This window comes from [Leptolyngbya] sp. PCC 7376, from assembly GCF_000316605.1.
Classification (GTDB): domain Bacteria; phylum Cyanobacteriota; class Cyanobacteriia; order Cyanobacteriales; family MRBY01; genus MRBY01.
The window spans coordinates 3,141,749-3,159,380 of the sequence record NC_019683.1; the positions used below are offsets into that span (position 1 = coordinate 3,141,749).

The following is a 17,632-nucleotide window of genomic DNA, read 5'->3' on the forward strand; positions in this document are numbered from 1 at the left end:
TTGTTGATCCTCTTAAATATATAGATTTACATAGTAAAAGACGTAGTTCCCCATTCTATCTGCTCAAGTTCCGTCCTTTGAAAATGTCTCGAAATTCTCTGGATTCTTGTTCAAGTGGAAACTCGTTAATAAGGAACGTGAGTTCTGGATAAGGAAAAGAGACTCTAATTGAGTTGGAGAGAAGGTGTCTTAGGCTGATGACAAGAGGCAATCAAGCCACAGAGCAAATTGACGCAGAAGTTCGCTGGACTACGATGTCTAGAGTGCTCAATCTGAGAAATATTCTTCAGCTGGTCAATGACCGTCTCAATTAAAGCTCGCTTACGGGCAAGGATTTTGTCATGCCAAAGCATCAAGTGATTCTTCATATTGCGCCGAGGCTTAGCCATCAACGTCACATTATGCTCTTCTTGTAAATGCTGTGCCAGAGGTTGAGAGATATAGCCTTTATCTGCAAAAACCTTGCCAAATAAATTCTGCAATATAGCAGCGAAGGAGAAGGTTAGGACATAGAACAGAAGGCTATTCTGATGGCATCGAACAAATCCTCAGTCTTCTTGATGAGCTTACTTACCTCCTTCTTTAACCTCCCCCAAAACTTCTCTATCTTGTTCAGGTGTGGTGAGTAGGGTGGCAAAAATATCACTTCACATCCTGCCTTCGCCACCAATGTTTGTATTCTTTCCTTTGGATGAACACTGGCATTATCCAGAATAATAATTTGACCCGGAATCAACTCTGGCACTAAGCAATCCTCTACCCATTGGCAAACTAAGGCGCTGTTGGCATAGCCCTCAAATACCATCGGTGCTATCTGCTCTCCCTCTCGCCATCCTCCAATCACGCTAACTCGTTCTGTACGATGACCTAACTTCTCTGCGATAAACCTCTCTGACTTATGGCAGTAGCCATACCCATAATCTAAGGTATTATCAAATCCACTTTCATCGATATATACGAGTCGTTCTTGGCCATACTGCTTCAGTTGTGCCACAAATGCTTTTTCTAATTCTTTATCTCTCTCTTGATATCGATAGGTCTTTTTTTTCGAGTAAATTCAATTTTCCGTAGAGCTTCACGTCTGGATGCATCACTAATAGACTCTGGCCATTTCTCCGCCATTTCCTTCTGGGTTAGATGCCCATATTCCTCTGCAAAAGCACGAAAAGCATCTAGATCATTAATCTTCGGTTGAGGGCCTCGACGGTAATCTGTCTTCGGAGCGACTGAACCGATTTTCTCTCGTCGTTTCAGCCACAGGTCTAGCGTATTTCGGCTAATACCAAAGAAGCGACAGATATCACTTTTTCGTTCACCTTTATCGAAGGCGGCAACAGCTTTTAGGCGTAAATCAAGACTATGGGGAGCAGGCATGGCATCTATGTTTATTGCTTCTATCCTATTCTGTCTTAACCCACTCCTTGCCTGCTATAATGTTGAAGGCATCCACTCCACAAAACGTTGGTAACTCACGGCTCTGGGAAAGGCTCCTCGCCAGTGATGACGCACATTGATGAGATAGAAATACTTGAAGTGACGATAGTGAGATTGATGAAATGCAATCAATATCGTCATTATCTCGCTGAGACTAAGGCTTCTAGGGCGACGTCGCCGCCGTTGTTTCGAGGCCAGTAATTGTTGTTGCCATTGAGGTTCAAAGACTTGGCAGAAATCATCAATGGAACAAAACAAAGATTCTAGACTGGTCATGAGAGAAAGTGGTGGATTGCTTATCAACTTCCACAATATGCACTTTCTCCTTTTTCTTCCTTATCCCGAACTCACGTTAAAGCGTCTAAACTAAGCATAGGAGAAAGCTGTGGATTGGTTTCAAATTCCACGATATGAGCTTTCTTCTTTTCTTTCCTTATCCAGAACTCACGTTATTTAAGGTCGCGGCTTCCGAAAATTTTTAGTCACCGCGACAAGCTTAATGTAAACCAGTATTATTACGATGATTTTTCTTCAATCGTTCTAGCTCTAACTCGATTTCATCAGGAGTAACTGGTACAGCTTTTTTCTGAGTAGATGCTTTTTGTTGGGGTGATTGAGATGATGTTTGTTTTTTTTCTGCTGGTGGTTGGGATGTTTTTTGTGAGCGTCTAATATTTTTTGTTCCGGCAATGGGAAACCGAATTAAATGTTCGAGATGGTAGAGGTAAAGGGCGATCGCCGTATAAATAATCAGACAAGACAATAAAAATTCGTCTTCGTCAATGTAGTCAATGTATCCTGTGTATTGCTCATAGATGGGGTCAAATCCGACTGCCACAAATGTGGGTACTACAAATAAAAATGTTGTTAGGGTACAGGCAAAAATTGCGACCATCCAACCATAAATACCTTCCCATAAGCTGTGAATCACTTTTGGCTTGGGAACGCCTTTGAGCTGGTGTAGAATATTCTGAAAAATCCAGTGCAAGGCCGTCATCATTACGACGGGAATGAGAAGGAAAGAAACGAGGCCAAATGGACTCAGAAAGAGGATCGGGAACAAGTTATCTAGATCGCTGCTACCAATGATTAGTTGAGTAGCCACGGCGATCGCCGAAAGCTGAAAAAGTGTTCTGATAAATGCAATTGGGTATGGGAGATAGGGTGGCCATTGCATAAGAAACTTGCCTGTAGAGATAAGGCAAAATAATCACTTTCCCGCTAATCATAACTGAATTGAGTTAGGCTTGGTGTCGTTTTTGGTGCCATTGCCATGCATGGGTCAAAATCGTCTTAAGATCCGCGTATTTGGGTTGCCAGCACAGAAGCTTGCGCGCTTTCTCGCTACTACCCACGAGAGCTGGGGGATCTCCTTCTCGACGATCGGCGGCGATCGCCTTAATCTGTTTCCCTGTGACTTCCCGCGCGGCTTCGATGACCTCTTTTACTGAAAATCCATTGCCATTGCCGAGGTTGAAGGCATCGGTTTTGCCGCCATTGAGGAGATATTCAATACCGAGCACATGAGCATCGGCTAGGTCATTGACGTGAATATAATCTCGCACGCAGGTGCCGTCGGGGGTTGGATAGTCTGTGCCAAACATAGAAATACTTTCCCGTTTACCCAGAGCTGTCATGAGCACTAATGGAATGAGATGAGTTTCTGGATCGTGATCTTCGCCAAGTCGTCCTTGAGGATCTGCACCAGCGGCATTGAAATATCGGAACATGACGGAGCGAAAATCATAGGCTTTGTCGAAATCCTTGAGGACATGCTCCACCATTAATTTGCTCATGCCATAAGGATTAATGGGATTTTGGGGATGATCTTCTGGGATGGGAATAGTTTGGGGTTCACCGTAGGTCGCACAAGTGGAGGAGAAAACAAATGATTTAATGCCTGCGGCCACCATTGCTTCGAGGAGGGTAAAAGTGCCAATAAAATTATTGCGATAGTACTTATCCGGTTGAGTAACGGATTCACCGACATAGGTATAGGCGGCGAAGTGCATTACTGCATCGATACTATACTCGCGAAAAATCTTGTCTAATAAAGGGCGATCGCCAGTGTCACCGACAATCAACTTTACGTTGAGAACTGAATCAACTAAATCTTGATGACCATAAACCAAATTATCGAGAATAATGACCTTATAGCCTTGCTGCTGCAGGCTTAGCACTGCATGGGAGCCGATATAACCAGCGCCACCACTCACTAAAATCGTTTTTTGGGAATTTGCCATCAACTTTATGCTTAGACCACTAGCATCACGAAACTGTCCAGCATAAGAGTATCTGAAAATCTCAAATTTTTGAGACTTTACCATGGAGCCAATTAACGAGGAGTTTGGGGCAGTTTTTCATAAACCAACGCCAAGCGACAAGACGAAAGACCGGTTTCGAGAGCCGGGCGATAGATTTCATGATGCCGTTGAGGGGGCGTGTGCGGACCTTTTTGTTGATGAGGTTAACGGAGCCAATATCGTAGAGACAATCCAAAATTAATTTGACAGTAGTCTCTTCCCGCAAAAACATTGTCTCAATTAACAAAAACAAATCTTGTAAGCGTTTTTCTTCTGCCTGTAACTCTTCGGCAGTTTTTGCTAAAGGGCCTGAAGCATCTTCAGATTTGACGGTAATGGGAGCTTTAGACATGTGGATTAGAAAAACGTTGCCATAAAAACATCATAGAAGTAGTTCGTGAGCAAAGGTACTGCAAAACATGACTCCCCAGCGTGATATTCTGAAAATCATTGTTTTGTCTTGTTCTTTTTCCATAAAAAAACTGTCTATGTCTTCGCCTTCTTTTGATTCCGGACGGGAGCTTGATGCTCAGGAAATTGTGACCTTGACCGACTCCACTGGGCGATCGCTAGATTGTTATGTCGAGAATGAAGTCGCCAGCGATGGAGTGGACTATGTTTTACTGCAACCTGTTGATTTACCCATTGTAATTTTGGCTTGGGATGACGATGAAGAGGATGCAGAAATCCCAGAAACTGAGATGGTGGAAGATCCAGAAGAGTTAGCTGAGATTTTCCTTGATGCAAAAGCAGTTCTGAGTGAGCGAGAATTGACTCTCAAAGATACGGCTTATGTGATGACAATCAGTGGTGAAATTCCTCCTTTGCAGGAAGAAGATATTTTATCCCTCGAGATTGAAGATGATGAAGAGTCTCGCCTCGAACCAGAAGAATTACAACTGCTGACAGATTTTTACCATTTAGAGCAGCACTATAGTATTTATACGCCGATTGATCCCTATCTCTTTTTTGCCCACACTACTGCGAATGACGAGTTAGAGATGCTTGATCTCAGTGACCCCAAGGTAAAGAACTTGGTTGATCTTTTAATTATTCAAGATGACGAATAAAATGCCCCCGAAAACAACCCCAGTCCGTCGTCGCCGTCGCCGCGTTCCATGGTTTTTCTTTTGGTTAATTGTGGTGACTGGTGTGAGTTTTTGGCAGAGTTGGGCTTGGTGGCGCTGGAGTATTTCACCGACCACTGCTCTAGATAAGTCTGTACAATTACAGATTCCGCAGGGGACTTCATCTCAAAAAATTGGTCAGAATCTAGAGAGTCTCGGTCTCATTCGCTCACAAAAAGCATGGAAGATCTGGTCACTATGGTTAAGGTTTTCGCAGCAGGGTGGCAGTTTTAAGGCTGGTACTTATCTGCTCGATTTTAATGATGATTTGCCGGCGATCGCCGCAACGATTTGGCAGGGAAACGTAGTACAGACGAGTATCACTATTCCTGAAGGGTGGTCATTGCAACAGATGGCTGAATACTTCGAAGGTGAAGGTTTATTTGCTGCCGAAGATTTTCTTGCCGCCACCAAACAAATTCCCCGTGATCAGTTTGGATGGCTCCCTCCAAATATCCCCTATTTAGAAGGATTTCTGTATCCTGACACATATTTTCTCAATAAAGACGATCCAGAACCCCAAGCGATTATCGAACAAATGCTGACTCGCTTTGAAGAGGTGGCTTTGCCGCTCTATAACAACGCAGATGTTCCTCTCGATTTATCTTTGAATGAATGGGTCACCCTGGCTAGTATTGTTGAGAAAGAAGCGGTAGTGGCTGATGAACGCACGACTATTTCCGGCGTTTTTGCGAATCGTCTCCAACGGGGTATGAAACTCGAAACGGATCCGACAGTTGAATATGCTCTCAATATTCGTCAGACTAAAGAGCAACCTTTAACCTTTGAACAAATTAAGGTTGATTCTCCCTACAATACTTATCGCTATACGGGCTTGCCCCCCACGGCGATCGCCGCACCAGGTTTAGCCAGTCTCAAAGCAACCCTCGAACCAGCTGCCACAGATTATTTATTTTTTGTTGCACGGTATGATGGCACCCATGTTTTCAGCAAAACCCTCGCTGAACATGAGTCTGCAACTAAAGAAATTCGTGCTTCTATTCCTTAGCTTTGACGATCATATCCAGTACTACATCATCAATGCCACCTCAAACAAGTACCATCTTTGGGGTAGTTCTTTAGGATTGTTGTCCGGATAGCAATCAAGTCCTTGGAGGATCGTCTTTTAATGTTGCTTGGCATTTACACAGGCTTGTGGGGAAACACCTCTCTTTAATTTCCTCCATTGACAATGATCGAGAGGGAGAAGATATTTTGCGATCGCTCCAATTGATTTGAGCATATGACCAACGACAGAACACAAAGCTTTTTTTGAGAGGTCATGTTTTCCATCTCAAACATGACCAAAAGTGACTTTTTCGGTATTTTTTCTACCGGTATTTTTAGCGACGATTAATGATATAGCAGTGGTCATTTAGTTTGATACGTCATGTGAACCTCAATTCTGAGCCTGTCTGCAAAACCATTATGGAGTTGACCTCTTGCAAAAGGTTATGGCAATTCAAAATTGTAAAGACCAGCAATGAGATTAAGTCTTAATCCCTATCTCCGACGGCGGTTACGATATCGACTGGATAATATAACGTGAGTTCGGGATAAGGAAGAAAAAGGAGAAAGTGCATATTGTGGAAGTTAATAAGCAATCCACCACTTTCTCCCATGACCAGTCTAGAACCTTTGTTTTGTTCCATTGATGATTTCTGCCAAGTCTTTGAACCTCAATGGCAACAACAATTACTGGCCTCGAAACAACGGCGGCGACGTCGCCCTAGAAGCCTTAGTCTCAGCGAGATAATGACGATATTGATTGCATTTCATCAATCTCACTATCGTCACTTCAAGTATTTCTATCTCATCAATGTGCGTCATCACTGGCGAGGAGCCTTTCCCAGAGCCGTGAGTGACCAACGTTTTGTGGAGTGGATGCCTTCGACGTTAGTACCTCTATGTGTCTACCTACAGCACTGTTATGGTCAATGCACAGGAATTAGTTTCATTGATGCCACCAGTATCAAGGTTTGTCACAATCGCCGCATCTCTCAACATCGCGTTTTTGAAGGTCATGCCGCTCGAGGTAAAACCTCTGTGGGTTGGTTCTTTGGTTTCAAACTACATCTGGTTATCAATGACCATGGCGAATTACTCAATGTTAAAATCACGCCTGGCAACACTGATGATAGAAAGCCTGTGGTAGAGCTATTGAAAGAGTTATCGGGAAAAGTCTTTGCTGATAAAGGTTACGTCTCTCAAGCTCTGGCACAGTATTTACAAGAAGAATATGATGTGAGGCTTCTAGCTAAGCCTCGTCGCAATATGAAGAATCACCTGATGCTTTGGCGTGACAAAGTGCTGGCTCGTAAGCGAGCTTTAATTGAGACCGTCATTTAGCTAAGCCTCGTCGCAATATGAAGAATCACCTGATGCTTTGGCGTGACAAAGTGCTGGCTCGTAAGCGAGCTTTAATTGAGACCGTCATTGACCAACTGAAGAATATTTCTCAGATTGAACACTCTCGCCATCGCAGTCCAGCGAACTTTTGTGTCAACTTGCTTTGCGGTCTCATTGCCTACTGTCATCAGCCTAAGAAACCCTCTCTTCAGCTTGATTAGAACCTCATTTCCTTATCCCGAACTCACGTTATCTTAGTGAAGAAATTGATACAGATTCTCTTAAACTAATGAAGAAAGCAGATCAGTCTCAGCGTTACCTTTGTCCCCCATGTTCTGGGCCACTACCACGATATGCAATCTGGGTAGAATCAATAAAGTGACTTAAAATACTAAAAAAGTAAAGGCGTTATCTAAGAGGATGTCTGAAAAGTCTTTATGTTCGATAAATGCTGCGTAAATTCCGCCAGGTTGATCGCCTGAAGTGCTTATTTTTACGTGCAACTCATTTCGACAAAAGTTACGGTCAGTCTCTTTTCCGATATCCTCTAAAACACCTCTACTAATCAAATGATTTATTCTTCTAAATTTTACTCTTCTTCTTCAAGACCAAAGACACGAGCTACAATCTTTTGAACTTTATAGCCAGAATCAATGGATTCAAGAGGGTCTTTGCGGAGACGGTGACGAAGACAGAGAGTTACAACGCGACGAATATCATCAACAGTAGCTTCAGTGCGACCTTCATAAGCAGCTAATGCTTTGGCTGCACGGTTAGTGACGATATCACCTCGCAAACCGTCAACATCTGCTTCGGAGCAAACCTCAGAAATTTTCACTTTTAAATCGCGATCAATCGTGACTTGAGGCAAAAGTTGTTGGGCTTTAACCAAACGCTCTTGCTCTGCTTTCTGTTCAGAATCGTATTGGGTTAAAAATTCGTTGGGGCTTTGGTCAAACTCTGAACGACGTTCAACTATTTGAACGCGTTGTTCTGGATTACGCTCGGTACGAATTTCTGCATGCATACCGAAACGGTCAAGAAGCTGAGGACGAAGTTCCCCTTCCTCAGGGTTACCGGAACCAACAAGAACAAAATTAGCTGGGTGGCGGATCGAAATACCTTCGCGCTCTACAGTGTTCCAACCACCTGCTGCGGAGTCAAGGAGAACATCTACGAGGTGGTCATCAAGGAGGTTAACCTCGTCAACGTAAAGCACACCACGATTAGCTTTGGCGAGGAGGCCAGGTTCAAATGCTTTTACGCCATCGGATAATGCTTTCTCGATATCGATTGTGCCGCAAACGCGGTCTTCTGTTGCACCGAGGGGAAGGTCAATCATCGGAACCTTCATTTTTGCGATTTCGATGGGTTCGTTATTCTCGATTTTTTGACGAACTTCGTCACCCATGAGCTCAGGATTTTTTGGGTCGCTGTTGAAAGGGTCATTGGCAACAACATCGATATCGGGGAGGAGATCTGCCAGAGCACGGATTGTGGTGGATTTACCTGTGCCGCGATCGCCCATAATCATCACACCACCGATTTTTGGGTCGATAATATTGAGTTTAAGGGCAAGCTTCATCTCGTCCTGACCGATCACTGCGGTAAACGGAAAGACAACACGTCGCTTCAGTTTTGTCGTTGTAGGAGCTTCTGCCACTGTCATGTTGTTAATAGGGATTTATTTAGAAATTTTTTTATAAATTCACAATCATTGCTGGTCATTTATCGTAACAGGTGCAGGCACGATAATGTAACCGGAATGGCGATCGCCGAGGGTCTGGTTTTTCTCACTTCCCCAATACCACCAATAAGCACCCACATACGCACAGACAAGGGCATCAATCCGATCTTCGATTTCTTTGAGTACAGTGCCTTTAACGGTTTTTACATCGGCAATCAATTCTCGCCACAGCTCATTTATCTCAAGGCTCGGTTCTAAATTCGGCAAAATGGTTTCGATGTACCCAATTAACCTCTGCAATTCCTTGCGGCGATCGCCCAATCGCCCTTTTTTGTATTTAATAATTCTGTCCAGCCCAAAAAGCTGCACCATTGCTGGATGGGGAAACACTTCAATTTGATAGCGTCCCAGTTTCTTTGCCATTATCTCCGGTGCATGGATAAAATCCTGTGCCTCTAGATCAAAGCCCAGTTTAGTTGTGCGTGGTGCAAAAGGACGATTCAAATTCGCAGGATAACAGCCCGCATGATATTTCCCAAAATACTTGTGGGTAAGACGATCCGGCAATCTTGTTCCTGTTTCATTAGGAATAATTGTTGGCGCATCAACTGCAATTAAACCTACCTCTGGATTCGGCAAAACTTGATCTACCCATGACACAATCTCATCCGGGTCAAGAATGAGATCAAAGGCGGCGATCGCCAAACTTTTATTTGGTTGTGACAAATCTAAAAGGCATAGACCACTTGCACCAGAAGTCCAGCCAAAATCAATACCAGCAAACTTCACGTTGCCTTAGCCATATCCATATTGCTGGGGAAGATTGTACCGTCTAGGATCGCGTTCCGGAAGTTAACCTGATCCATCGTCGCATCCATCAACATCGTGCGCGTTAGATTGGCTCCAGTAAAGTTAGACCAATAAAGCTTGGCCCGAAATAACTTTGCTTCAGTTAAGTCAGCCCCTCGCATAGTTGTCCATGCTAATTGCGCTTCCCGGAGGTTTGTCCCCCGCAATTTCACATTCGTTAAGTTGGCACTATTCAGTTTACTCTTACTTAAATCCGCATCATCCGCTGTCGAACCTGTTGCATTAATGCCGTGTAACGTCGCATTTGCTAAATTTGCACCTCGGAGATTAGCCCCAATCAAAATGGCACTCGTCAGATTGGCTCCCTGGAGATTGGCTCCTTCAAGATTTGCTTGGGTGAGATTTGCCCGCCCAATAAAGGCATCAACGAGGGTTGCCTTACTCAGATTAGCTTCCCGCATAATTGCTTCATTGAGGATGCAATAGGATAAATCCGCAGAAGTCAGCTTGGCACGGGTTAAATTTGCGGCCCGCATGCCGCTATACGCCATTTTGGCAGCGGTCAGATTTGCTTCGGTTAGATTACTGGAAATAAGGTTTGCTTGGCTCAGATTGCCCTGCAAACTCGCGTAGCTTAGATCTGCCTCACGGAGATTCGCTTGGTCGAGGGTCGCACCAGTAAAAATGACACGGGATAGGCTGCTTTCACGGAGATTAATCCCATTCAAGCGAGCACCGCCTAAAAATGCTCCCTCAAGATCGACTTCACGAAAATCGCGCTCTCCCGCTGCATAACGTTCTAGTAGTTCCCCTGCGTCCATACGTTTCAATGTTGCTGCCCTCTCTATGACACCTGTGATTCCGCGATAGATGACTGTTAGATCACCCTTTTATCATAAACAGACTCTCAACACTTAGGAGTGATCCAAAAAAAAATTTAGCCATTTGACCTAATCATCGTAGTTAAACTTTAGTGAAACATAGTCATTCGGATTAGAGGGCGTATTACATGAAACCTGTTTGCCATCTGCATTTTCGTCACGCAGACAGCTAACTTGCTCCCTAAATCCTTCGATATTACCAAGGTACTCTTCGGGGTCAAGATTCATGTGTTTTTTAAATTCTGGCCAAGGCACATCAATGATTTTGTCACCACAAACCATTTCTACTTCACCACCCTCAATATCCACATCACCGACTTCTACTTCAGCTTCTGGTTTCTCGATTTCGATAAAGGTACAGGCTTCTAGTTTTGTCTTTTTGCCACAGGCCGTGAGCAGCGTTAAACTCAGCAACACACTGCCCAAAATAAATTTACCCATCACTCAAGGATTACCGTAGTTGACGTTGCTTCGAGTGTATGGGCAGTGATTGGAGATAGAGGCGATATTTATGAAACTGAAATGTTTCTTAAAAGGCTTTTATCTCGGTTTTTTATTTCTTTGTAGATTTAGAAAATCAAAGGATTGATGCGTTGTTGTTATGGTTTATCCACATCTACTTCAACATTGTCGCTATTTACTTCGGCATCTGGTGCGCTGTTTGCTTTTTGTTGTTGGAAATATTGTAAGAGGGATTCTCTATAGTTTGCGGCAGCATCATCAATCTTTTCATCGGATGCGGCTTGAAATTGCTCGGAGCTTTGGCCACTGTTCAACCGCGAGTTGTGGATGAGGTCGAAGGGGTTAAAGTTGTCATCGCCTCCGAAAATAGTTGAATTCTCGTTGTCTTGGTAAACGTCATCGTCACTGGTTTGAGCCAAACTCGGTAGAGTAAGGCTACTGGCGATCGCCAAGCTAAGACCAATAGCAAAAGAAATTTTTGGAAATCTAGTCATGGTTTTCTAAGTTTGCTTCTCTAAATGTTTGCAACTTCATCCTTCGTACTTGATGACTATTGTGCCTTAAAAAAGTTTCTGGTTGTGGTAGAGAACGAATTTCAATGCTTGGATACTTAATCTCTAATGACTACTGCAATTTTGTTGATGCACTGAAAAAAATTTGAGAAATAAAAAAACGTCCCTAATATTGAGACGCTTGGATATAAATCTAGAAAAATAAAAATCTTGTCTGTGGCAAGGTTTAGGATGCTGGACGGATTTCATCGCCGAAAAACCATGCGGTCGTGCTGTCATCGAAAGCTACGAATGCACCGATGCCACTGCCGTCTGTAACGCGAAAGTCTTTGATTGTACCGACTTTGCCGAGTTTGTCTGCGACCTCTTTTTCCACGCGGTCACGTAAGCGATATATTTGTACTTTTTGCCCAATTTCCATGCCGTTTATTTGTGTTGTACTTATAGGGGTTTAAATCATTCCTCAGTTTATCGGAAACTGGTCTAAAAAATGAATTTTAGCTGGATTTTCCACGGTTTATTGGGGTTTGGGGTGATTTGGATCTGGGCCAAAAATTCTCTCAGATAAAAGCGTCGTTCGGCTTCGGAGAGGTCATACCAAAATTGTTTAAGGGTAATTGTTTTGGCGATCGCCTCTAGGTCGGCGGGAGGCAATTGGTTCTGTTTTTGTTGGAGCTGGGCAATATCGTTCTGGAGAGTATAGCGGCGGAGCTTGGCGGTTTCTGGGTCGAAAATACCTTGGTCAATAAGGCTCGGTAACGTGGCGATTAGGTCTTGTTTTTGGGCGATGGTCTGTTTTAGTTGCGCTTGGATTGCCGCTAGAGGAGGAGCTTGTTGCTGAGCGATCAGTTTGGGGAATTCTTGGCAGATGGCTTCAATTGTTGTTTCAAAGACTTTTTGGTAGGCGATCGCCGGGCATTTATTTTCTTGAGGGCAACGGGGCGATCGCAAGTAAAGATACTCTTGGGTTTTGCGCCGTTGAGTGACACGAGAAACGGTTAGCGGTTGCTGGCACTGCTCGCAAGATACTAAGCCAGCAAGACAACGGGGTGCACTGGCACTGCGGGGTGCAAGGCGACGATTACGGCGGAGGAGACGATCAATTTGCGCACCTTCACTTTCATTGAGGATGGCAGCGTGGGTCTGGGGAATAGTTGTACCGTCTTTGTACTGGAGATTGCCGCGATAAGTGGGATTTGTTAGCCAATTCCGTCCGGTGGACACCGCAATTTTTTTGCCAAAGCGCCGCTCAAGATGTCGAACAGCTCCTCGCAAAGAGCCATAGAGCAAAAAATATTCGCAAAAAGATTGCACGATGGGGGCAGTGCTCCGATCGAGAAGATATCTGTCTTGGCCGCGTTTATAGCCGTAGGGTGCACGTCCGGGTGGGGGTAAACAGTTGTGGCGGTTTTTGGCGTGTCCTTGCTGAAGTTTGCGGCTTCTTTGGCGATCGCCGATCCCTTGCAACAGTTGACTTAAATATTGTGGCTTTTCACACTGACTCGAATGGTAATCCTGCTCTGTCGTAATGATAATCAGCCCAGAATCTTCTAACTGCTGGAGGCGATCGCCAATCTCTGTGAGAGTATCTCCCAGCTCATCTAACTTCCGGAGCAACAAATAACTTGGTGATTTATGGGGCAAAGTTTGCAGAAACCTATTGAGTTCGCGACGTTGCCCAATATCTGTATAGATGCGATCAACCTCTACTCCCCAAATTGCCGTATCCACAGGTTCATCTAAAAGGGGATCTGTGTAGGTATAAGCAAAAATCGCCATGCACAAAAAAATTGAGGATCAGGTCAGAAGGTGCAATATTAGCTTTCTTCAGGATTCGCCGAATAATTACTGTTGCGAATTAATTCATCGGGGCTGAGATTATCGACAAACTCACGAAATGCTTGGCGTTCTTCCTCATCAGCATCACGGTCAACGGGAATCGAGGCTTCTGAAATCACTTCCTCTAAGACCCAAATCGGGCTATTTGTCCTCAAAGCTAGGGCGATCGCATCACTTGGACGGCAGTCAATTTCTTTTGTGACAGTGCCTTGCTTCGTACAGAGCACCGCATAAAATGTATTGTCTTCTAAGGCATGAATGATTACTTTTTCCAGCACAATATCCCAAACATCGACAAAATTTGCCAGAAGGTCATGAGTTAGAGGACGTGGCGGTGTTTTATTGTCAATCACATTCATGATCGAACGAGCTTGATCCTGACCGATATAAATAGGTAGAGCACGACGCTCAGTGGCATCCTTTAAAAGAACAATCGGACTGCGCGTAATCGCATCAAGGGCGATGCCTGCAACGTTCATTTCAATCATGGCTCTGACCTAGGAAGTTAGTGATTTGGCGATGGATCAAGAAAGAAAGTTATCAAGTTCTTTTGATCATAGAGGCTACTAAGTACAAACACCCAACAACATAGCTGCACTGGTATTTCGTCTCTTACCAGTATCCTACAAGTCTGAAAAATCTCCTGCTCAAGTTCCATGTGTTTTCCATGAAATTTTCAAAATCTAATCTGTCTTTTTCATAGTTCAGCTGAAAAAGACATCAAGATTAAGAATCAATCGCAATCTGACCGCCATCGATATGAACGAATAGCTATGGTTTGGATATTTGGCGATCGCCAAATATTCGAAATTCATGAATCTATTTAACGTGAGTTCGGGATAAGGAAATGAGGTTCTAATCAAGCTGAAGAGAGGGTTTCTTAGGCTGATGACAGTAGGCAATGAGACCGCAAAGCAAGTTGACACAAAAGTTCGCTGGACTGCGATGGCGAGAGTGTTCAATCTGAGAAATATTCTTCAGTTGGTCAATGACGGTCTCAATTAAAGCTCGCTTACGAGCCAGCACTTTGTCACGCCAAAGCATCAGGTGATTCTTCATATTGCGACGAGGCTTAGCTAGAAGCCTCACATCATATTCTTCTTGTAAATACTGTGCCAGAGCTTGAGAGACGTAACCTTTATCGGCAAAGACTTTTCCCGATAACCCTTTCAAAAGCTCCACTACCGGCTTTCTATCATTGGTGTTGCCAGGCGTGATTTTAACATTGAGTAATTCGCCATGGTCATTGATAACCAGATGTAGTTTGAAACCAAAGAACCAACCCACAGAGATTTTACCTCGAGCAGCATGACCTTCAAAAACGCGATGTGGAGAGATGCGGCGATTGTGACAAACCTTGATACTGGTGGCATCAATGAAACTGATTCCTGTGCATTGACCATAACAGTGACGCAAATAGACACACAGCGGTACTAATGTTGAAGGCATCCACTCCACAAAACGTTGGTCACTCACGGCTCTGGGAAAGGCTCCTCGCCAGTGATGACGCACATTGATGAGATAGAAATACTTGAAGTGACGATAGTGAGATTGATGAAATGCAATCAATATCGTCATTATCTCGCTGAGACTAAGGCTTCTAGGGCGACGTCGCCGCCGTTGTTTCGAGGCCAGTAATTGTTGTTGCCATTGAGGTTCAAAGACTTGGCAGAAATCATCAATGGAACAAAACAAAGGGGTAGTGATGCACAAGTAATGGTCATAACTGAAGAGAGAGATTATAGTGTCTGAGAAAATAGACCACTGCTCCAATGTGGTTTTCCCACTTCTTCGAGAAGGAAAGTGCCTGACGGACTAAGCGGGACGTTCTCTGACGTAGAGTGTTGTTGAATCTCTCAATATGATTTGTTTGTCCAGTCTCCTTGCCCACAACTCGATGACGTTTACTCGGTAAGACACAGCCATAGGCATCCCAATAATCGGTGTAGACCAGCGCACACTGACGATACACAGGAGGCAGAGAATCCCATAATTGTTTCGCAGTCTTTTGACTACGGTCTCCGATGGCATATCCCACCACCTCTCGGGTGTCTCGGTCAAGAGCCAGCCAAATCCATGCTTTCTCACCTTTACTACCGACAAAAGACCACAATTCATCCATTTCGATGGTCAGTTGCCCTCTTTTTTTTGAGTCACAGGTAACTCGTGAGGCACAGTCTCTAATTTGGCATTGACATAGTACTGTAGCCAGCGCAGAGAGACCCCTGTGGCACGAGTGATACCAGCGAGAGAGAGACGTTCTAATAGGAGACGGTCAATCAATTGACGAGTGTCAGTTGCAATGGGAGGGTGGGCAGGATGTTCCACAAACTGGCGACCACATTCATGGCAACGATAGCGCTGCTTTCCCGAATGGGTGTGACCATATTTAATGGTGCTGGGAGACTGACATTGAGGGCAAGTGAGCACGGTGAGACTTGACGTTTAATCTTGCCCCTATTCTTCCACAACCATTACTAGTGCACCACTACCAACAAAGGTTCTAGACTGGTCATGGGAGAAAGTGGTGGATTGCTTATTAACTTCCACAATATGCACTTTCTCCTTTTTCTTCCTTATCCCGAACTCACGTTATTTATTGCGATGAGTCGGGAATGGATGAGCGAGATGGAAACTACGATTATGGCTATAGCCCCGAAGGTGAACGGCTCTATGACCTCAAGTCCGGAAATCGTCGCGGCAGAGTCAATATGATTGCGGCATGGAGTCAGGGCAAACTGTTTGCACCCTTTACAGTAGAAGGCTCCTGTAACCATAATGTGTTTGAACTGTGGCTAGAGAATTGTTTACTGTCAGAACAAAACCTCATCAGGTCTTAATTTTGGATAATGCTACTTTTCATAAGGGGGGAAGAATCGCAGACATTCTGGCACAGGCGAAGTTTGAGCTATGGTATCTACCTCCTTATTTAACGTGAGTTCTGGATAAGGAATGATAGGTCTAATCAAGCTGTAAAGAAGGTTTTTTGGGTTGATGGCAGTAAGCAATCAGCCCACACAGCAAGTTCACACAAAAGTTTGTGGGACTGCGATGTCGGGAATGTTCAATCTGTGAGATGTTCTTCAGTTGGTCAATAACTGTCTCAATCAAAGCCCGCTTACGAGCAAAAAGTTTATCTTGATAAACCATCAAATGATGCTTCATATTTCGACGAGGTTTAGCCATTAGGGTCACCTCATGTTCCTCTTGAAGATGCTGGGCTAAAGATTGTGAGACATAGCCTTTATCGGCAAAGACTTTACCCCATAAGTCTTGCCATAACTCCACTACAGGTTGGCGGTCATCGGTATTTCCGGGCGTCACTTGGACGTTGAGTAATTCTCCTCGCTCATTGATGACCAGGTGTAGTTTGAAGCCGAAGAACCATCCCACCGAAGTCTTGCCCCTTGCCGCGCAACCTTCAAAAACACGGTGTTGAGAGATACGGCGATTATGGCAAACCTTGATGCTGGTGGCATCAATGAAGCTAATACCAGTGCATTGTCCGAAGCATCGTCGCAGATATGTACAGAGAGGAATCAAGCTCGAAGGTATCCATGTCACAAAGCGTTGATAGCTCACAGCTAGAGGAAACTCTTGTTGCCAATCGCATTTCACCTTGATGAGATAGAAATGCTTGAAATTTCGATAGTGAGATTGATGGAAAGCAATGAGAATAGTCATCACCTCACTCAGACTGAGGCTTCTCTGACGGCGACGGTATTTTTTGCCAGAGCTGAGTAACGCTTGATGCCATAAGGGTTCAAAGACTTGGCAGAAATCATCAACATGGCAAAACAGAGCCTCTAGACTGGTCATGGGAGAAGATGGTGGGCTGTTTATCAACTTCCACGATATGCACTTTCTCCTTTTTCTTCCTTATCCAGAACTCACGTTAGAGTGCATTTTCAGCAGGGACAACTCTGCCTTGCCGACGCTGGATATCAAGGTCTACACAAGCGGCATCAGCGGAGTCACACTCCTCACAAGAAGCCTAGAGGAGGAGAGTTGACTGCGGAACAGAAACAGGAGAATCAGCTCTTAGCAGCTCAAAGAATCATCATTGAGATGGTATTCAGAATGCTCAAAAGATTCCGCATCTTATCCAGTCGATATCGTAACCGCCGTCGGAGATGGGGATTAAGATTTAATCTCATTGCTGGTCTCTACAATTTTGAATTGCCATAACCTTTTGCAAGAGGTCAAATCCTTACAGGTTGCGCTCGAA

Annotated in this window: 18 protein-coding genes and 5 pseudogenes; 6 read left to right on the forward strand and 17 right to left on the reverse strand. The window is 44.3% G+C overall.

Features of this window, described 5'->3' with window-relative positions; translation table 11 throughout:
• Positions 1-164: 164 nt before the first annotated feature.
• From LEPTO7376_RS14080 to LEPTO7376_RS14105, 6 genes and pseudogenes are all read right to left on the reverse strand, one after another.
• Positions 165-479: pseudogene (locus LEPTO7376_RS14080) on the reverse strand (transposase); the annotation flags it as partial.
• Positions 480-502: 23 nt separating this feature from the next.
• Positions 503-1,374, reverse strand: a pseudogene (locus LEPTO7376_RS29110) (IS630 family transposase).
• Positions 1,375-1,431: 57 nt separating this feature from the next.
• A pseudogene (locus LEPTO7376_RS26470) lies at positions 1,432-1,710 on the reverse strand (IS982 family transposase); the annotation flags it as partial.
• 220 nt (positions 1,711-1,930) lie between these two features.
• Positions 1,931-2,611, reverse strand: coding sequence for a hypothetical protein (locus LEPTO7376_RS14095; RefSeq protein ID WP_015134840.1), 681 nt, complete (start codon positions 2,609-2,611; stop codon positions 1,931-1,933).
• Positions 2,612-2,675: 64 nt separating this feature from the next.
• Entirely contained in the window at positions 2,676-3,677 is a 1,002-nt protein-coding gene (gene galE / locus LEPTO7376_RS14100; protein ID WP_041765598.1) for a UDP-glucose 4-epimerase GalE, read from the reverse strand.
• Positions 3,678-3,738: 61 nt separating this feature from the next.
• On the reverse strand, positions 3,739-4,089 hold the full coding sequence (locus LEPTO7376_RS14105) for a hypothetical protein (RefSeq protein WP_015134842.1): 351 nt from the start codon (positions 4,087-4,089) through the stop codon (positions 3,739-3,741).
• 136 nt (positions 4,090-4,225) lie between these two features.
• Between LEPTO7376_RS14105 and LEPTO7376_RS14110 the strand changes: the two genes are divergently transcribed.
• From LEPTO7376_RS14110 to LEPTO7376_RS14120, 3 genes and pseudogenes are all read left to right on the forward strand, one after another.
• Positions 4,226-4,807 carry a DUF3727 domain-containing protein gene (locus LEPTO7376_RS14110; protein WP_041765599.1) on the forward strand — a complete coding sequence of 194 codons (582 nt, stop codon included), beginning with the start codon at positions 4,226-4,228 and terminating at the stop codon, positions 4,805-4,807.
• A 1-nt stretch (position 4,808) separates the two neighbouring features.
• Complete coding sequence (gene mltG, locus LEPTO7376_RS14115) at positions 4,809-5,873, forward strand: endolytic transglycosylase MltG (protein ID WP_015134844.1); 1,065 nt, start codon at positions 4,809-4,811, stop codon at positions 5,871-5,873.
• Positions 5,874-6,484: 611 nt separating this feature from the next.
• Positions 6,485-7,434 (forward strand): annotated as a pseudogene (locus LEPTO7376_RS14120) (IS982 family transposase).
• A gap of 368 nt (positions 7,435-7,802) precedes the next feature.
• On the opposite strand, the gene bchI reads toward LEPTO7376_RS14120, so the two are convergent.
• The 10 genes from bchI to LEPTO7376_RS24845 form a co-directional block, all read right to left on the reverse strand.
• Positions 7,803-8,882, reverse strand: a complete 1,080-nt coding sequence (gene bchI / locus LEPTO7376_RS14125; protein WP_015134845.1) for a magnesium chelatase ATPase subunit I — start codon at positions 8,880-8,882, stop codon at positions 7,803-7,805.
• A 45-nt stretch (positions 8,883-8,927) separates the two neighbouring features.
• Positions 8,928-9,689: a DUF429 domain-containing protein gene (locus LEPTO7376_RS14130; RefSeq protein WP_015134846.1), complete on the reverse strand. Its 762-nt coding sequence runs from the start codon at positions 9,687-9,689 to the stop codon at positions 8,928-8,930.
• A complete protein-coding gene (locus LEPTO7376_RS14135; RefSeq protein ID WP_015134847.1) occupies positions 9,686-10,531 on the reverse strand; it encodes a pentapeptide repeat-containing protein in 846 nt (281 codons plus the stop codon). Before LEPTO7376_RS14135 ends, LEPTO7376_RS14130 begins: the two co-directional genes overlap by 4 nt.
• A 129-nt stretch (positions 10,532-10,660) precedes the next feature.
• Complete coding sequence (locus LEPTO7376_RS14140) at positions 10,661-11,032, reverse strand: hypothetical protein (protein ID WP_015134848.1); 372 nt, start codon at positions 11,030-11,032, stop codon at positions 10,661-10,663.
• A gap of 158 nt (positions 11,033-11,190) precedes the next feature.
• Positions 11,191-11,547 carry a hypothetical protein gene (locus LEPTO7376_RS14145; RefSeq protein ID WP_015134849.1) on the reverse strand — a complete coding sequence of 119 codons (357 nt, stop codon included), beginning with the start codon at positions 11,545-11,547 and terminating at the stop codon, positions 11,191-11,193.
• A gap of 244 nt (positions 11,548-11,791) precedes the next feature.
• Positions 11,792-11,986 carry a DUF2862 domain-containing protein gene (locus LEPTO7376_RS14150; RefSeq protein ID WP_015134850.1) on the reverse strand — a complete coding sequence of 65 codons (195 nt, stop codon included), beginning with the start codon at positions 11,984-11,986 and terminating at the stop codon, positions 11,792-11,794.
• A gap of 62 nt (positions 11,987-12,048) precedes the next feature.
• Entirely contained in the window at positions 12,049-13,344 is a 1,296-nt protein-coding gene (locus LEPTO7376_RS14155) for a recombinase family protein (RefSeq protein WP_015134851.1), read from the reverse strand.
• Positions 13,345-13,382: 38 nt separating this feature from the next.
• Positions 13,383-13,892, reverse strand: coding sequence for a bifunctional nuclease family protein (locus tag LEPTO7376_RS14160; RefSeq protein ID WP_015134852.1), 510 nt, complete (start codon positions 13,890-13,892; stop codon positions 13,383-13,385).
• A gap of 367 nt (positions 13,893-14,259) precedes the next feature.
• Positions 14,260-15,117: an IS982 family transposase gene (locus LEPTO7376_RS14165; protein ID WP_015134853.1), complete on the reverse strand. Its 858-nt coding sequence runs from the start codon at positions 15,115-15,117 to the stop codon at positions 14,260-14,262.
• Positions 15,118-15,124: 7 nt separating this feature from the next.
• A protein-coding gene (locus LEPTO7376_RS24845) for an IS1 family transposase (RefSeq protein ID WP_225901104.1) occupies positions 15,125-15,834 on the reverse strand; the annotation gives its coding sequence in 2 pieces (ribosomal slippage) (positions 15,125-15,555 and positions 15,555-15,834; 711 coding nt in all).
• A gap of 164 nt (positions 15,835-15,998) precedes the next feature.
• Here LEPTO7376_RS24845 and LEPTO7376_RS14180 point away from each other — a divergent pair.
• The gene (locus LEPTO7376_RS14180) at positions 15,999-16,244 is read left to right on the forward strand and encodes a transposase (protein ID WP_398339571.1); all 246 of its coding nucleotides are present in this window, start codon (positions 15,999-16,001) and stop codon (positions 16,242-16,244) included.
• Entirely contained in the window at positions 16,196-16,342 is a 147-nt protein-coding gene (locus tag LEPTO7376_RS29115) for a transposase (protein ID WP_398337978.1), read from the forward strand. The genes LEPTO7376_RS14180 and LEPTO7376_RS29115 overlap by 49 nt, the downstream gene beginning before the upstream one ends.
• 23 nt (positions 16,343-16,365) lie before the next feature.
• On the opposite strand, the gene LEPTO7376_RS14185 is transcribed toward LEPTO7376_RS29115, so the two are convergent.
• Positions 16,366-17,223, reverse strand: coding sequence for an IS982 family transposase (locus LEPTO7376_RS14185; RefSeq protein ID WP_015134854.1), 858 nt, complete (start codon positions 17,221-17,223; stop codon positions 16,366-16,368).
• A gap of 78 nt (positions 17,224-17,301) precedes the next feature.
• Here LEPTO7376_RS14185 and LEPTO7376_RS24850 point away from each other — a divergent pair.
• Positions 17,302-17,592: pseudogene (locus LEPTO7376_RS24850) on the forward strand (transposase family protein); the annotation flags it as partial.
• Between the last annotated feature and the right edge of the window lie 40 nt (positions 17,593-17,632).

What these genes read in the sequence shown, in the direction of transcription:
- LEPTO7376_RS14095 (WP_015134840.1), bottom strand. Translation starts at nt 2,611, where the DNA reads ATGCAATGGCCACCCTATCTCCCATACCCAATTGCATTTATCAGAACA.
- galE (WP_041765598.1), bottom strand. Translation starts at nt 3,677, where the DNA reads ATGGCAAATTCCCAAAAAACGATTTTAGTGAGTGGTGGCGCTGGTTAT.
- LEPTO7376_RS14105 (WP_015134842.1), bottom strand. Translation starts at nt 4,089, where the DNA reads ATGTCTAAAGCTCCCATTACCGTCAAATCTGAAGATGCTTCAGGCCCT.
- LEPTO7376_RS14110 (WP_041765599.1), top strand. Translation starts at nt 4,226, where the DNA reads ATGTCTTCGCCTTCTTTTGATTCCGGACGGGAGCTTGATGCTCAGGAA.
- mltG (WP_015134844.1), top strand. Translation starts at nt 4,809, where the DNA reads ATGCCCCCGAAAACAACCCCAGTCCGTCGTCGCCGTCGCCGCGTTCCA.
- bchI (WP_015134845.1), bottom strand. Translation starts at nt 8,882, where the DNA reads ATGACAGTGGCAGAAGCTCCTACAACGACAAAACTGAAGCGACGTGTT.
- LEPTO7376_RS14135 (WP_015134847.1), bottom strand. Translation starts at nt 10,531, where the DNA reads ATGGACGCAGGGGAACTACTAGAACGTTATGCAGCGGGAGAGCGCGAT.
- LEPTO7376_RS14140 (WP_015134848.1), bottom strand. Translation starts at nt 11,032, where the DNA reads ATGGGTAAATTTATTTTGGGCAGTGTGTTGCTGAGTTTAACGCTGCTC.
- LEPTO7376_RS14145 (WP_015134849.1), bottom strand. Translation starts at nt 11,547, where the DNA reads ATGACTAGATTTCCAAAAATTTCTTTTGCTATTGGTCTTAGCTTGGCG.
- LEPTO7376_RS14150 (WP_015134850.1), bottom strand. Translation starts at nt 11,986, where the DNA reads ATGGAAATTGGGCAAAAAGTACAAATATATCGCTTACGTGACCGCGTG.
- LEPTO7376_RS14155 (WP_015134851.1), bottom strand. Translation starts at nt 13,344, where the DNA reads ATGGCGATTTTTGCTTATACCTACACAGATCCCCTTTTAGATGAACCT.
- LEPTO7376_RS14160 (WP_015134852.1), bottom strand. Translation starts at nt 13,892, where the DNA reads ATGATTGAAATGAACGTTGCAGGCATCGCCCTTGATGCGATTACGCGC.
- LEPTO7376_RS14185 (WP_015134854.1), bottom strand. Translation starts at nt 17,223, where the DNA reads ATGACCAGTCTAGAGGCTCTGTTTTGCCATGTTGATGATTTCTGCCAA.